This window comes from Arthrobacter sp. NPDC093128 (genome assembly GCF_040683875.1).
GTDB lineage: Bacteria > Actinomycetota > Actinomycetes > Actinomycetales > Micrococcaceae > Arthrobacter.
The window spans coordinates 236797-251015 of sequence record NZ_JBFBEY010000005.1 but is presented as its reverse complement, the minus strand read 5'-3'; the positions used below and the strand labels follow the sequence as shown (position 1 = coordinate 251015).

The following is a 14219-nucleotide window of genomic DNA, read 5'->3' as shown; positions in this document are numbered from 1 at the left end:
CGTCCTTGACGGCGAAATACCGCAGTGCCATTCTTATATCCCGGTCTCACTGTCATTCAAGAAGGAGACCATCATGGCGTCACTGATCCGCATGAGCTTGGACAAACCGGAGGAAACCCGCCCCTTCGAAGACGGAACGGGTCAGCTGGAACTGGTCAACATTAACGCCGGCGCAGTGGGACGGGCCACGTTCCTGCCAGGCTGGCAGTGGTCCAAACACGTCAAACCAATCGCGAAAACGGAAAGCTGTATGGCGAGCCATATGGGGTACACGATTTCGGGCCGGCTGAAGGTGGTCATGGACGACGGCGAAGAGATGGAGTACGGACCCGGCGACTTCGGCATCGTTCCGCCCGGACACGACGCCTGGGTGGTGGGAGACGAACCCTACGTCGTCATCGACTGGCAGGGCATGGACGACTACGCCAAGCACAAGGATTGAGGGCAAAAGCAAAGGCCCCGGATTGCGTTTCCGCATTCCGGGGCCTTTCTTATGGTGGAGGCACGGGGACTCGAACCCCGAACCCCCTGCTTGCAAAGCAGGTGCGCTACCAATTGCGCCATGCCCCCATAAGAAGCAACCCGTCAATCATACCCTAGTTCCGGAACCCTGCTTACCAGCGTCCGGACCGGGAATCCGGACTATTCGACCTTGTCAGTCGAATCGCTCCAGACCGTTTTCCGGGCTTCGGATTCCTGCACCTTCTTGAAAAGCAAGGCGCCTGCGATAGCCACTGCAACAACCAGCAACTTCTTCACATGCACCCCGTTCCGGCTCGGTGTTACCCGAACCATTTCCAAAACCTGTGCAGGTTCCGTGGGCGTACCAGGACTTGAACCTGGGACCTCTTCGTTATCAGCGAAGCGCTCTAACCGCCTGAGCTATACGCCCCGATGCCTCATCGGGCCGAGACATGACTTTACAGCACATCCCGGCCCGATCTCAAATCGAGGCATTTCGCCGGTGGAATTCCGGCGAAAATCCACGGACTAGTCGTCCGTCAGGGTCACGCCGATGCCACCGACGAGGGTGGCGGAAATGTTGTACAGCACGGCCGAAAGCATCGACAGGGCAGTCAGCAGCACAACGTTCACCACAGCGATAATGACCGCAAAGGAAGCGACCTGGCCGAGGGAAGCCACCTTCTTCAGTTCGAACCCGCCGCCTTCTGAACCGGCAAGTGTTCCGAGCAGGCTGTCCACCTGGTCAAAGATGCCGGTCAGGTCCAGGACGGTCCACAGGACGATCGCCGCAACAACCGTAACGATGCCCAGGGCAACGGACAACAGGAAGGCCATCTTCAGCACGGACCAGGGGTCCACCTTGCTAACGAGGAGCCGGGCACGGCGGACCTTCGCCTTCGGAGCCGGCTTGACCAGCCCGGGAGCGCCCTGGGCGCTGCCCTGGCCCGGACGCTGGCCGGGAACGCCGGGGCGCGCGCCCTGGGGCGGCTGCGCAGGGCGCTGCCCCTGGGTTGGGCGCTGCCCGGGGACCACAGGACGCTGCGCCGGAGCGCCCGGCGTCGAGGGCCGCTGCTGGGGACGTACGGGGGCGTTCACGCGCGGAGCGGACGCCGGCTGCCTGATCCCGCCGGGAGTGTTGCTGTTCGGCTTGGGATATGAGTCGGAATTGCTCACTCGTTACCTCCGGTATTTTCTTCGTCCAGCTCAGCGTCGTCCGATGACTCTTCGGACTCCGCGGCCGGTGCTGAATCTTCCTCTGCGGACCCGTCATGTGATCCTGCACCTTCAGCCAACGTTACGTCATCCCCGGCCGCAGCCGGGCTTTCGGACGGGTTTTCCGGGTCGGCGGCCTCAGCCTCCTCGCCTTCCAGACCGCGTTCGCTGTTGCGCGCAACCTCGATGATGCGGTCGTTCTTGTCCGGCTTGGCGAAGATGACGCCCATGGTGTCGCGGCCCTTGGCAGGCACGCCGGCCACCGAGGACCGGACCACCTTGCCGCCTTCCATGACCACCAGGACCTCGTCCTCTTCCTGGACAATCAGGGCGCCCACGAGGTGGCCCCGTTCTTCCTGGTACTTGCCGACCTTGATTCCGAGGCCGCCGCGGCCCTGGAGGCGGTATTCCTCCACCGCAGTGCGCTTGGCGTAGCCGCCTTCGGTGACGATGAAAACGAACGAGCCGTCCTTGACGACGTCTGCCGCCAGCAGTTCATCATCGTCGCGGAACTTCATGCCGGTCACGCCGGAGGTCGCACGGCCCATGGGGCGCAGTGCATCGTCCGTAGCCGTGAAGCGGATGGACTGTCCCATCCGGGAAACCAGCATGAGGTCATCGGTTTCCGAGACAAGCTGTGCCGAGACGAGTTCGTCGCCGTCGCGCAGGTTGATCGCGATGACACCCGCGGAGCGGTTGGTGTCGTAGTCCTCCAAGCGGGTCTTCTTGACAAGGCCGCGCTTGGTGGCGAGCACCAGGTACGGGGCGTGCTGGTAGTCGCGGAGGTCCAGCACCTGGGCGATGTGCTCGTCCGGCTGGAAAGCCAGCAGGTTGGCAACGTGCTGGCCCTTGGCGTCACGCCCCGCTTCCACGAGTTCGTAAGCCTTGGCACGGTACACGCGTCCCAGGTTGGTGAAGAACAGCAGCCAATGGTGCGTTGTGGTGACGAAGAAATGTTCCACGACGTCGTCCCCGCGCAGCTGGGCGCCCTTGATGCCCTTGCCGCCGCGTTGCTGTGAGCGGTAGTTGTCACTGCGCGTGCGCTTGACGTAGCCGCCGCGGGTGATGGTGACCACCATTTCCTCTTCAGGAATGAGGTCTTCCATGGACATATCACCGTCGAAGCCCATCAGGATCTTCGTGCGGCGGTCATCCCCGTGCTTGGCGACGATTTCGGCAAGTTCGGTGCTGATGATCTCCCGCTGGCGCTCTTCGGAGGCCAGGATCGAGTTGTACTCGGCGATCAGGGCTTCCAGTTCGGCATGGCGGTCCTGGATCTTCTGGCGTTCCAGGGCGGCAAGCCGGCGAAGCTGCATGTCCAGGATGGCGCGCGCCTGAAGTTCATCGATGTCCAGCAGCTGCATCAGGCCGTCGCGGGCCGCTTCGGTGGTGTTGGACGCGCGGATGAGGGCAATAACCTCGTCCAGCGCATCCAAGGCCTTGAGGAGGGCACGCAGGATGTGTGCTTCCTCTTCGGCCTTGCGCAGGCGGTACCGGGTCCGGCGTGCGATGACGTCCATCTGGTGGGTGACCCAGTGGCGGATGAAGGCGTCCAGGCTGAGGGTCCTCGGGACGCCGTCAACGATGGCCAGCATGTTTGCCGCGAAGTTGTCCTGCAGCTGGGTGTGCTTGTAGAGGTTGTTCAGCACCACCTTGGCCACGGCGTCGCGCTTGAGCACGATGACCAGGCGCTGGCCGGTGCGGCCGGAGGTCTCGTCCCGGAGGTCGGCTATGCCCGAGATCTTCCCGTCCTTGACGAGTTCGGCGATCTTGATGGCCAGGTTGTCCGGGTTGGCCTGGTAGGGCAGTTCGGTGACCACCAGGCACGTGCGTCCCTGGAGCTCTTCAACGTTGACCACGGCACGCATGGTGATGGAGCCGCGGCCGGTGCGGTACGCGTCTTCGATGCCTTTGTGGCCCAGGATCGTGGCGCCGGTCGGGAAGTCAGGGCCCTTGATGCGGAGCAAAAGTTCTTCCAGCAGCTCTTCGCGGCTGGCCGTCGGATTGGCCAGGTACCACTGCACGCCGTCGGCAACCTCGCGGAGGTTGTGCGGCGGAATGTTGGTGGCCATGCCGACGGCGATGCCCGAGGAGCCGTTGACCAACAGGTTGGGAAACCGCGCCGGCAGGATGGTGGGTTCCTGGTTCTTGCCGTCGTAGTTGTCCTGGAAGTCGACGGTTTCCTCGTCGATGTCCCGGACCATTTCCATGGCAAGCGGGGCCATCTTGGTTTCGGTGTAACGCGGTGCTGCAGCGCCGTCGTTGCCCGGCGAACCGAAGTTTCCCTGTCCCAGTGCCAGGGGGTAGCGCATGGTCCAGTCCTGGATCAGGCGCACCAGGGCGTCGTAGATGGCCGTATCGCCGTGCGGGTGGTACTGGCCCATGACCTCGCCCACCACGCGGGCACACTTGTTGAAGGAGCGGTCCGGGCGGTATCCGCCGTCGAACATGGCGTATAGAACCCGGCGGTGGACGGGCTTGAGTCCGTCACGGACGTCAGGCAGCGCACGGCCGACAATAACGGCCATGGCGTAGTCGAGGTAGGAGCGCTGCATTTCCGTCTGCAGGTCCACCTGCTCCACGCGGTCGACCAGCACGTCGCCCTCCAGGACGGGCTCGGCGGGACCGGCGGATTCGGCCGGAACCTCGGGTGTTTCGTCACTCATAGTCTATGTTTTCCGTTTCAGGTATATGTCGCATCGAGAATATTTAAGGCCGTTGGGCTCTTAGATATCCAGGAACCTGACATCCTTGGCGTTTTGCTGAATGAAGTTTCGGCGGGACTCAACATCCTCACCCATCAGCACGGTGAAGATCTGGTCAGCCGCGAGGGCGTCATCCATGGTGACCTGCAGCAGGGTCCGGTGGTCCGGGTCCATGGTGGTGTCCCACAACTCCGTGTAGTCCATCTCGCCAAGGCCCTTGTAGCGCTGGATGCCGTTGTCCTTCGGAATGCGGCGGCCTGAAGCCTGGCCGGCCACGAGCCGGGCGTCGCGTTCACGGTCGCTGTAGACGTAGTCGTGCGGTGCATTGGACCACTTGATCCGGTACAGCGGCGGCTGGGCAAGGTACACGTAACCGTTTTCAATCAGCGGGCGCATGTACCGGAACAGGAGTGTCATCAGGAGCGTGGTGATGTGCTGGCCGTCAACGTCAGCATCGGCCATGAGCACGATCTTGTGATACCGGAGTTTGCTGAGGTCGAAGTCCTCGCCGATGCCGGTACCGAAGGCCGTGATCATGGACTGGACCTCGTTGTTGCCGAGGGCCTTGTCCAGGCGTGCCCGTTCCACGTTCAGGATTTTGCCGCGAAGGGGCAGAATGGCCTGCGTTTCCGGGTTGCGTCCGCGCTTGGCGGAGCCGCCGGCGGAGTCACCCTCCACGATGTAGACCTCGCACTTGGCCGGGTCCTTGGAGGAGCAGTCGGACAGCTTGCCCGGCATGCCGAAGGACTCCAGGGGGCTCTTGCGGCGGGCATTGTCGCGGGCCTTGCGGGCGGCCATGCGGGCCTGGGCAGCTGAAATGGCCTTGCGAATCACGTCGCGTGCAGGGCCGGGATTGCGTTCCAGCCAGTCACCCAGGCCGTCGGTGACGACGCGCTGGACGAAGCCTTTGACCTCGGAGTTGCCGAGCTTGGTCTTGGTCTGGCCTTCGAACTGCGGTTCGGCCAGCTTCACGGAGATAACGGCGGTGAGCCCTTCACGAATGTCATCACCCGTGAGGTTGTCGTCCTTTTCCTTGATGATGTTCTTCTCGCGTGCATAGCGGTTGATGAGTGACGTCATCGCGGCGCGGAAGCCCTCTTCGTGGGTGCCGCCTTCATGCGTGTTGATGGTGTTGGCGTAGGTGTGGACGCTTTCGGAGTACGCGTTGGTCCACTGCATCGCCATTTCCAGCGCGATTTTCCGTTCCGTGTCCTCGGTTTCGAAGGCGATGACGTCCTCGTGGACCACGTCAACCTTCTTGCCGGAGTTCAGGTGCTTCACGTAGTCCAGCAGGCCGTCGTCGTACTGGTAGACAACCGTCCGGTATTCGGCGGCGACTTCGCCCTCGGTAGGTACGGCGTCGAGATCGAGGTCTCCGTCTTCGGAGTTTTCGAGTGTGGCGTTGCGTTCGTCCGTCAGGGTGATGCGCAGGCCCTTGTTCAGGAACGCCATCTGCTGGAACCGGGCGCGGAGCGTCTCGAAATCGAATTCCGTGCTTTCGAAGATGCTGGCATCCGGGTAGAAGGTCTGCGTCGTACCGGTCTGGTCCGTCTCTTCACCCTGGTCCAGGCCGCCCTGGGGCTTGCCGCCGTCGGCGAAGGACATCCGCCAGACATGGCCCTGGCGCCGAACTTCGGTGTCCACCCGGCTGGAGAGGGCGTTAACCACCGAAATGCCCACGCCGTGCAGGCCGCCGGACACGGCGTAGCCGCCGCCGCCGAACTTTCCACCGGCGTGCAGGATGGTCATAACAACTTCAACCGTGGGCTTGTGCTCCGTGGGGTGCATGTCCACGGGGATGCCTCGGCCGTCGTCAATCACCTTGACGCCGCCGTCGGCCTGGAGAACAATCTCGATGTGGGTGCAGTACCCGGCCAGGGCTTCATCTACGGAGTTGTCCACCACTTCGTACACCAGGTGGTGGAGGCCGCGGGGTCCCGTGGAACCGATGTACATGCCGGGCCGTTTGCGGACAGCCTCAAGCCCTTCAAGGACGGTGATGTCGCTGGCACCGTATCCCTTGCGTTCGGCTGCCTCCGCCGGCGCATCAGTTGCACGGGCATCCTCAGCTGCATGTTCCACTGCCGGGATATCTGCATTGTCGTTAGCCACAGGCGCTTTCGACTCCTCTGTATTCGTATGGCCGGCCGTCACCGTCTCCGATAGAAGAGGTTCCCGCCAACAGGCACGTCACTGATAACGCCGATTACTTCGGTGACTGGCGGAACCGTGCCCCGGCCGCAGGAAAATGCGCCGGAAAACGGACTCAGTCAACGTTTCACCGGCGCCCAGTTATCTACCCCGATTCTACCGTGTGGGCGGGCGGAATCCCGCATTCCAAGGCGGCAAACGCGGAGGAAAGTGGCGCTGGCAGGCCATTGGCTCCGCCTGCAAGGCTCCAGGGGTCCGGCCTCTGGGTTCCTATACGGCCCAGGGCAGTTTGAGCGCCCTACACGCCGTTTCACCATTTTTCAAGAGTCGGGATCGCAGCGGCGGTCGTGCCTTCCGCTATCCGTACGTGTCGCGGGGGCCGCGGCCGTTGACTGTCCGTCCGCCCTTCCGCCAGCTGGGCGCCGCCGGTCCCAGGACCTGGATTTTGGTGACAACGCCCTCACCCAGTTCCGTGCGGAATTTCTCCAGGAGGCTGAAGCTGAGGAGACGGAGCTGGGTGGCCCACGCCGTGGAATCGCACCGCACGTGGAGCGTGGTGTCGGTGAAGCTTTCCGGGGTGCAGTGCGCCGAGATCTCCGGACCCACCAGGGTGCCCCATTCGGCCATGACCGATCCGACCGCAACCGGGGAGGTCCAGCCGCGTTCTGCCACCAACCGTCCCACCACCTTGCCCAGGCCGAGCGGATCGCGGCCGGTGCCGTGGAACTGGGTGAAGCCGCGGGTTCCCGCGCTGCGCCCCGGCTTTTTGGCTCCGTTTGCGGGCAACGGGTGCTTGCGGCGGATTTCACCCCGGGCAGCCGCCGCTTCGCGCATCCGGTTGAGGGCGGCCTGGGGAGCATCGATGTCGTCGGGATCGCGGCCGGGCTGCAGACCTCCGGTGTCCTTATTCATGGGGATTCCGACTCATCGATTCCTCCCGGGATGACCTTCACCCGCCGCCCGGTCAGTTCCTCCGGAATATCGGCGTCGACGGCGGCAGTCACCAGCACCTGTTCGGCGCCGGATACTATTGCCGCCAGTTTACGCCGCCGCTGGACGTCAAGTTCGGCAAACACATCGTCGAGAATGAGGATCGGCGCGGACCCGCCGGTGCGGGCATCGTCCAGCATCACGTAGTAGGACGCCAGCCGCAGGGAAAGGCACATGGACCACGTTTCACCGTGCGATGCGTACCCTTTTGCCGGTGCCTCACCGAGGATGAGTTCCACATCGTCACGGTGCGGCCCCACGAGCGAAATGCCCCGCTCCAGTTCCTTGCGGCGGGACGCCGCAAACGCCTGCACGTAGCGTTCGGTCAGCTCGTCGACGGAGAGTACCCGCAGGTCCTCAACGCGCCCGACGGCGGACGGTTCGGCAGCGTGGGCCGCACCGGCGCCGTCGTCGTCCAGCAGGTCCTGGAGCGTGGACCGGTAAATGGCGTCCGCCTCTTTGGAACCGTCGGTCAACTGCGCATAAGCCTTGTTCAGGTGGGGCCTGAGCCGTTCCACCAGTTCCAGCCGGGCGTGCAGCAGTTCCGCGCCGGCCCGTGCCATGTGCTGGTCCCACACATCCAAGGTTGCCTCGTGGCCGGCGGTAAATTTGCCGGCACGGCCTGATTTCAGAAGGGCGTTGCGTTGTTTGAGGACGCGGTCGTAGTCGCTTCGCGTGGCGGAATGGCGGGGCATGAGGCTGACCAGCAGCTCGTCGAGGAAACGCCGGCGGTTGGAAGGATCGCCCTTGACCAAAGCCAGGTCTTCGGGGGCAAACAGAACGGTCTGGCAGATGCCGAGGATGTCACGGGCACGCACAGGGTTGCTGCGGTTGATACGCCCGCGGTTGGCGCGGCTCGCGTTGATCTCCAGTTCCAGCACGGTGGACTGCTCACCCCGGACCAGCTTGGCCCGGATCAGGGCGCGTTCTGTTCCGAAGCGCAACAGCGGAGCGTCCGAACTGACCCGGTGCGAGCTCAGGGTGGCCATGTAACCGATGGCCTCCATGAGGTTGGTTTTGCCGATGCCGTTGTACCCCACGAGCACCGTCACCCCGGGCTCGAGGGTGAGGTCCACCTGGGCATAACTGCGAAAATCGGTCAGCGAAAGCTTTTCTAAGTACACGCTGTCTTCAGGATTCCCGGACTGCTAGGACTGCCGCTACTTGGCCGGACGGGTGGCATGCCCGCCGAACTGATGCCGCAGTGCGGACACCATCTTCATGGCCGGCGAGTTGTCCTCGCGGGAGGAGAAGCGTGCAAACAGGGCTGCTGTGATGGCCGGCGCGGGAACCGCGTTCGCGATTGCCTCTTCGACGGTCCAGCGGCCTTCTCCGGAATCTTCGACGTAGTCGTCGATCGAGGCCAGGCCCGGATCCTCGTCAAGTGCCTTGACCATGAGGTCCAGCAGCCAGGAGCGAACAACCGTGCCCTTCTGCCAGGCCCGGAATGTTCCCGGCAGGTCGGTGACGATGTCCTTGGCGGCCAGGAGTTCATACCCTTCGGCATAGGCCTGCATGAGCCCGTACTCGATGCCGTTGTGCACCATCTTGGCGTAGTGGCCAGCACCGATTCCGCCGACGTGGACAAAGCTGTCCGCCCGGTCGCCTTCAGGACGGAGTGCATCAAAAGCGGGCATGGCCCGTTCGATGTCGGCGGCATCGCCGCCGGCCATGAGCCCGTAGCCGTTCTCCAGGCCCCACACGCCGCCGGATACACCGCAGTCGGCGAAACGGATGCCCTGCTCAGCCAGCGCGGCCCCGTGTTTCTGGTCCTCGGTGAAGCGGGAGTTGCCGCCGTCGATCACCAGGTCACCGGCGTCGAGCTTGGAACCGAGCTCGGTGATCACGGCATCGGTGATTTCACCCGCTGGGACCATGACCCAGATGACGCGCGGCGCGGGAACGGCCGCGATGAGCTCGTCAACTGTCGCGACGTCGGTGACGTCAGGGTTGCGGTCGAAGCCGGTGACGTCAATGCCGCCCTTGCGAAGCCTTTCGCGCATGTTGAAACCCATTTTGCCAAGGCCGATCAGTCCGATATGCACGGTAGGAACTCTTTTCTGCGCTGGTGTTGTGGTGGGGCTGCGGTGATGTACCCAACTGGGTCGCAGTAAGTGCCGTTTTGGGGGCCTAAAACGACATCAGCTGCTACCTAGTTGGGCAGGCGCACCGGCATGACCAGGTACCGGTAGTCGTCCTGGTCTTCGCCGTCGGCGTCGGCCTGTGCCGTGATCATGGCCGGCTTGGGTGCCGTGGTGAAGGAGAACCTGACGAACTTGGTTTCGATCACGCTGAGGCCCTCGATGAGGTAGTGCGGGTTGAAGGCAACCGTGATTTCTTCGCCGGTCAGCTGTGCTTCAAGTTCCTCCGACGCCTGGGCGTCCTCGCCTGTGCCGGCGTCGAGGTGGAGCTGTCCTTCGGTGAAGGCAAGCCGGACCGGGGTGTTGCGTTCGGCAACCAGGGACACGCGCCGGACAGCTTCGACCAGTTCCTGGGTCTGCACCGTGGCGTGGATGGGCGTGGCATCCGGGAACAGCGACCGGATCTTGGGGTAGTCACCGTCCACCAGGAGTGACGTGGTGGTGCGGCCGCCGCTTTCGAAGCCGATCAGCCGGCTGTCGTCGTCAGCCAGTGCGAGGTTGATGTCTCCGCTGTTGCCGAGGGTTTTTGCAACTTCGTTGAGGGTTTTTGCTTTGACCAAGGCACTGGTTGAGATGCCGGGAGTGACGGGCTTCCAAGGTACTTCGCGCATGGCCAGGCGGTAGCGGTCCGTGGCCAGCAGGGTGATGAGGTCGTCCTCGATCTCCATCCGGACACCGGTGAGGATCGGCAGGGTGTCGTCCTTGCTGGCGGCGATTATCACCTGGGAAACGGCCTGGGCGAAGGAATCGCCCGGCACCGTTCCGCTGATGGTGGGCAGCGCAGGCAGCGGAGGGTATTCGGCCTCGGGCATGGTGGCGAGGTGGAAGCTGCTGCGGCGGCAGGTGAGCGTGACTTTGTTGCCGTCGGTTTCGACCTCAACGGGGGCAGACGGCAGGCTGCGGCAGATGTCTGCAAGGAGTCGGCCGGAAACCAGGATGGTGCCTTCAACGCTGATATCAGCCGGGATTTCGAGGCGGGCCGAGGTTTCGTAGTCAAAACTCGAGAGGCTCACGGTGCCGGACTCGGCCTTGAGGAGGAGCCCGGAAAGCACCGGAACCGGCGGCCGCGGAGACAACGACCGGGCGGTCCATGTGACGGCTTCTGCCAGGACGTCCCGTTCGACTCTGAACTTCACGGAAGGGTGCCGCCTTTCATTGCTGCTGCCATTTTTTCAACGGGAACTCCCTCAGGGAGTCCAAAAAACCTTGCCCCCGGACACCGGAACCTGCATGGTCCGCGCTTGCTGAACCACAAACAGACCCAAGGATGGGAGCGCTGCTGACAGCTTAGCCGGAACATTGAGGATTTCCCCATCCCTGGCAGGGACGCTGGTTCTTCCGGGCCGAGGTCACGAGGCTGTGCGGGGCGGGGAACGAGATTGTTGTTTGAGGGAATTTCAATTTTTTGGGATTAGTAGTGTTAATAACTGCTGTGGAAACTGTGGATAACCCTGTTTGACGGCACGATTCCGCGGTTAAGCCCTGTTCATCCGTTGTGGGCGAAGCAGGTTTTAAACAGGGTGTGGATGGGGACAACTTTTTTGGCCGTTTCGCTGATCCACAGATGCCTTAAGGGTTTTAAGCCCATTAACCGCGGTTGTCCCCTTAACTATCCACAGGCTTATCCACATGCCCCTGTTAATAAGGTAAGGATGCGGGCCTGAAGCCAGGCTCAGGAATCCCGCTGCTGCTGCTTGATGCGGTTGGTCAGCTCCGTAACCTGGTTGTAGATCACACGTCGCTCGGCCATCAGTTCGCGGATCTTGCGGTCTGCGTGGATCACGGTGGTGTGATCGCGGCCGCCGAGCTCCTGCCCGATCTTGGGAAGCGACATGTCCGTCAGCTCCCGGCACAGGTACATGGCGATCTGGCGTGCGGTCACCAGCGTGCGGGTCCGCGACTTGCTGCAGAGCTCTTCCATGCTGAGCTTGAAGTAGTCGGCCGTCTGGGTCAGGATCTGCGCCGAAGTGATCTCCTGGGCGCCGTCGTCCGTGATGAGGTCCTTGAGCACCATTTCCGCGAGGGCGACATCCACCGGCTGACGGTTCAGGCTGGCGAAGGCGGTGACGCGGATCAGGGCACCCTCGAGCTCGCGGATGTTGCTGGAAATCTTGGACGCGATGTATTCGAGGGCGTCATCCGGTGCCGAGAGGCCTTCGCTGAGGGCCTTCTTGCGGAGGATCGCGATGCGGGTTTCCAGTTCCGGCGGCTGAATGTCGGTGAGCAGGCCCCACTCGAAGCGGGACTTCATCCTGTCCTCGAACCCTGCGAGCAGCTTGGGCGGCTGGTCGGACGTGATGACAACCTGTTTGTTGTTGTTGTGGAGCGCGTTGAATGTGTGGAAGAACTCCTCCAGCGTGCGGTCCTTGCCGGCCAGGAACTGGATGTCATCGATCAGCAGGACATCCACGTTGCGGTACGTGGTCTTGAAGCTGGTGCCCTCGTCGTCCCGGATGGAGTTGATGAAGTCGTTGGTGAACTCTTCGGAGTTCACGTAGCGGACCCGGATGCCGCTGTAGAGGCGGCGGGCATAGTGCCCGATCGCGTGCAGCAGGTGGGTCTTGCCCAGGCCGGAATCACCGTAGATGAACAGCGGGTTGTAGGCCTTGGCCGGTGCCTCGGCGACGGCGACGGCGGCTGCATGCGCGAACCGGTTCGAGGAACCGATCACGAACGTGTCGAACACGTACTTCGGGTTGAGCCGGCCGAATTCGTGGGAAGTGCTCGGCAACATGGGCTGCGGCTTGAGTTCCACGGTGGGATCGGTCGCGAGGGAAAGTTCGACGGCGGGTTCCGGCTCCGTGTGGAGGGGCACCAGATCGGTGTCGACGTCGATGGCGCAGCGGATGTCGTCGGAGAAGACGTTGTGGAGGGCGTCGTCGAGGGCTTCCTTGACCTGGGTCTGCAGGACTTCGCGGGTGAGCTCGTTGGGCACCGCCACCAGGAGGGTGGACCCGATCAGTCCCTGCGCCTGGGCGAGGATTACGAAGCCGCGCTGCCGGGGTGAAACCCGGTGGTCCTGCTCCAGAAGGCTCACAACCCGCCGCCAGGAACTTCCGACAGTATTCGCGTGGTTGGCTTCGTCTACTGTCATCAATCAGTTCCTCAAACTTGCTTGCCTGCATTACCTGCAGCCACAAGTCCTGAACCAGGGGTGGTTCCGGCTTATATCCACAGGGTTATGCACAGAGCGTGGATAATCGGCTACTGAGCCACTCTAGGGGATCAAAAGCCTAGAAGATAGCTGGGTAGAGCCTTGTGGATAATTACACTGGTGTGGTTCGAAAACGCACCCTGTGAGCCACTTCATCCACAGGCTGTGGGCAGAGGTTAACCACAGCGGGTGCAGGGCAGTGAACCCTGGCCCGGTTTGACTAGGGCAGGCTTTTTGGCCTAACGTTGTGAAGTCCTTTGTGTCCGCTTTTCGACCTCATTTGAATCTCTCTGACGTTCTGCGTCCTACGAGCCGAGGGCAGCGTGTGCACATACAAAACTTAGCGTCGGCCAGTTCTTCCCCTTTTTGATCGGGTGGGCGCACCTTTGATCCACTGGAGTAACTAACGTGAGCAAGCGGACTTTTCAGCCGAATAACCGCCGTCGAGCCAAGAAGCACGGCTTCCGCCTTCGTATGCGTACCCGTGCCGGCCGTGCCATCCTGGCAGCCCGTCGTGGCAAGGGCCGCACCGAACTGTCGGCCTAAATACACTGACTCGTCGGTCTATATCCCTTTGCGAGTTTAACGGTGCTAGCCACCAGGAACCGTCTTAGGACATCAACCGATTTTTCAACAACTGTACGTTCCGGCGTCCGCAATGGACGCCGGAACGTAGTGTTATATACGGTAGCTATTGCTGCTGACGAACCAAGCCGGATCGGATTCATCGTTTCCAAGAGTGTTGGGAACGCTGTTGTCAGGAACCTCGTTAAGAGGAGACTGAGGGAAGCCGGCGCTTTGTCGTTGCAGGATTACGGTACCGGGTTCGCCATTGTGGTCCGGGCACTGCCTGCGGCCGCGGCTGCCAGCTGGGACCAACTGCTGGCAGATTACAACGCCGCTCTGGAAACGACCATGAAACGGCTGGGCGGCCGCCTTCCTCGGGCCGCGTCAGCGGTTTCACGGGAAACAACACAGGAAGGGACACCGCGTGCGTAATGCCATTGCCGCCGTCGTCCGTTTCCTCAAACCAGCAGCGCTCCTTATGGGCAAGACGCTCTGGAATCTGCCCCGCAACTTTCTTATCCTGCTGCTGATGGCCTACCGCAAGGTGATTTCTCCCTTGTACGGCCAGGTCTGCCGCTTCTTTCCTTCGTGCTCGGCGTACGCCCTCGAAGCAATCACGGTGCACGGCGCCGTGAAGGGAAGTTGGCTTGCGGCCCGGCGCCTGGCGCGCTGCCATCCCTGGAACGCCGGCGGTGTGGACCATGTCCCCGCTGGCCACCGTGAATGGCCGGAAGGCCACACCCCCACAATTGTTGTGCTGAACAACCCGGATATATACCTGGCTGCTCAGACTGATGGAGAAGGCCGCTCTGCGGCCTGACGAATAGGGATATC

At 62.5% G+C, this 14219-nt stretch carries 13 protein-coding genes and 2 tRNA genes; 4 read left to right on the top strand and 11 right to left on the bottom strand.

The genetic code is table 11. The features are described 5' to 3' along the window. Positions 1 to 73 precede the first annotated feature (73 nt). On the top strand, positions 74 to 442 hold the full coding sequence (locus AB0N24_RS08375; RefSeq protein WP_364122789.1) for a cupin domain-containing protein: 369 nt from the start codon (positions 74 to 76) through the stop codon (positions 440 to 442). Positions 443 to 494: 52 nt separating this feature from the next. On the opposite strand, the gene AB0N24_RS08370 is transcribed toward AB0N24_RS08375, so the two are convergent. The 11 genes from AB0N24_RS08370 to dnaA all read right to left on the bottom strand — a co-directional run bounded on the left by AB0N24_RS08370 (position 495) and on the right by dnaA (position 12758). Next, positions 495 to 570: transfer RNA gene (locus AB0N24_RS08370), tRNA-Ala, on the bottom strand. Between the two features lie 72 nt (positions 571 to 642). After that, complete coding sequence (locus AB0N24_RS08365) at positions 643 to 795, bottom strand: DLW-39 family protein (protein ID WP_258073995.1); 153 nt, start codon at positions 793 to 795, stop codon at positions 643 to 645. Positions 796 to 818: 23 nt separating this feature from the next. Next, positions 819 to 892 (bottom strand) — tRNA-Ile (locus tag AB0N24_RS08360). A gap of 98 nt (positions 893 to 990) precedes the next feature. Then, the gene (locus AB0N24_RS08355; protein WP_364122787.1) at positions 991 to 1638 is read right to left on the bottom strand and encodes a DUF3566 domain-containing protein; all 648 of its coding nucleotides are present in this window, start codon (positions 1636 to 1638) and stop codon (positions 991 to 993) included. Next, on the bottom strand, positions 1635 to 4343 hold the full coding sequence (gene gyrA / locus AB0N24_RS08350) for a DNA gyrase subunit A (RefSeq protein ID WP_364122785.1): 2709 nt from the start codon (positions 4341 to 4343) through the stop codon (positions 1635 to 1637). The genes AB0N24_RS08355 and gyrA overlap by 4 nt, the downstream gene beginning before the upstream one ends. 60 nt (positions 4344 to 4403) lie before the next feature. Beyond that, positions 4404 to 6494, bottom strand: coding sequence for a DNA topoisomerase (ATP-hydrolyzing) subunit B (gyrB, locus tag AB0N24_RS08345; protein WP_364122783.1), 2091 nt, complete (start codon positions 6492 to 6494; stop codon positions 4404 to 4406). Positions 6495 to 6890: 396 nt separating this feature from the next. Further along, complete coding sequence (locus AB0N24_RS08340; RefSeq protein WP_104174614.1) at positions 6891 to 7445, bottom strand: DciA family protein; 555 nt, start codon at positions 7443 to 7445, stop codon at positions 6891 to 6893. Then, positions 7442 to 8647: a DNA replication/repair protein RecF gene (gene recF / locus AB0N24_RS08335; protein ID WP_364122781.1), complete on the bottom strand. Its 1206-nt coding sequence runs from the start codon at positions 8645 to 8647 to the stop codon at positions 7442 to 7444. Before recF ends, AB0N24_RS08340 begins: the two co-directional genes overlap by 4 nt. Positions 8648 to 8683: 36 nt before the next feature. Beyond that, positions 8684 to 9568: a phosphogluconate dehydrogenase (NAD(+)-dependent, decarboxylating) gene (gene gnd / locus AB0N24_RS08330; protein ID WP_364122779.1), complete on the bottom strand. Its 885-nt coding sequence runs from the start codon at positions 9566 to 9568 to the stop codon at positions 8684 to 8686. A 107-nt stretch (positions 9569 to 9675) separates the two neighbouring features. Beyond that, positions 9676 to 10800, bottom strand: coding sequence for a DNA polymerase III subunit beta (gene dnaN, locus AB0N24_RS08325; RefSeq protein ID WP_214956250.1), 1125 nt, complete (start codon positions 10798 to 10800; stop codon positions 9676 to 9678). Positions 10801 to 11336: 536 nt separating this feature from the next. Beyond that, positions 11337 to 12758 (bottom strand): chromosomal replication initiator protein DnaA, encoded by a 1422-nt coding sequence (dnaA, locus tag AB0N24_RS08320; RefSeq protein ID WP_209741811.1) that lies wholly within the window; start codon positions 12756 to 12758, stop codon positions 11337 to 11339. A 468-nt stretch (positions 12759 to 13226) separates the two neighbouring features. On the opposite strand from dnaA, the gene rpmH reads away from it, so the two are divergent. From rpmH to yidD, 3 genes are read left to right on the top strand one after another with little or no spacing between them, the layout of a single operon-like run. Next, positions 13227 to 13364 carry a 50S ribosomal protein L34 gene (rpmH, locus tag AB0N24_RS08315; protein WP_003800212.1) on the top strand — a complete coding sequence of 46 codons (138 nt, stop codon included), beginning with the start codon at positions 13227 to 13229 and terminating at the stop codon, positions 13362 to 13364. Positions 13365 to 13406: 42 nt separating this feature from the next. Next, a complete protein-coding gene (gene rnpA, locus AB0N24_RS08310) occupies positions 13407 to 13817 on the top strand; it encodes a ribonuclease P protein component (protein WP_104174609.1) in 411 nt (136 codons plus the stop codon). A 46-nt stretch (positions 13818 to 13863) separates the two neighbouring features. Next, positions 13864 to 14205 carry a membrane protein insertion efficiency factor YidD gene (yidD, locus tag AB0N24_RS08305; RefSeq protein ID WP_364122865.1) on the top strand — a complete coding sequence of 114 codons (342 nt, stop codon included), beginning with the start codon at positions 13864 to 13866 and terminating at the stop codon, positions 14203 to 14205. The last annotated feature ends 14 nt before the right edge of the window (positions 14206 to 14219 follow it).

What these genes read in the sequence shown, in the direction of transcription:
- AB0N24_RS08375 (WP_364122789.1), top strand. Translation starts at nt 74, where the DNA reads ATGGCGTCACTGATCCGCATGAGCTTGGACAAACCGGAGGAAACCCGC.
- AB0N24_RS08365 (WP_258073995.1), bottom strand. Translation starts at nt 795, where the DNA reads ATGGTTCGGGTAACACCGAGCCGGAACGGGGTGCATGTGAAGAAGTTG.
- gyrA (WP_364122785.1), bottom strand. Translation starts at nt 4,343, where the DNA reads ATGAGTGACGAAACACCCGAGGTTCCGGCCGAATCCGCCGGTCCCGCC.
- AB0N24_RS08340 (WP_104174614.1), bottom strand. Translation starts at nt 7,445, where the DNA reads ATGAATAAGGACACCGGAGGTCTGCAGCCCGGCCGCGATCCCGACGAC.
- dnaA (WP_209741811.1), bottom strand. Translation starts at nt 12,758, where the DNA reads ATGACAGTAGACGAAGCCAACCACGCGAATACTGTCGGAAGTTCCTGG.
- yidD (WP_364122865.1), top strand. Translation starts at nt 13,864, where the DNA reads ATGGGCAAGACGCTCTGGAATCTGCCCCGCAACTTTCTTATCCTGCTG.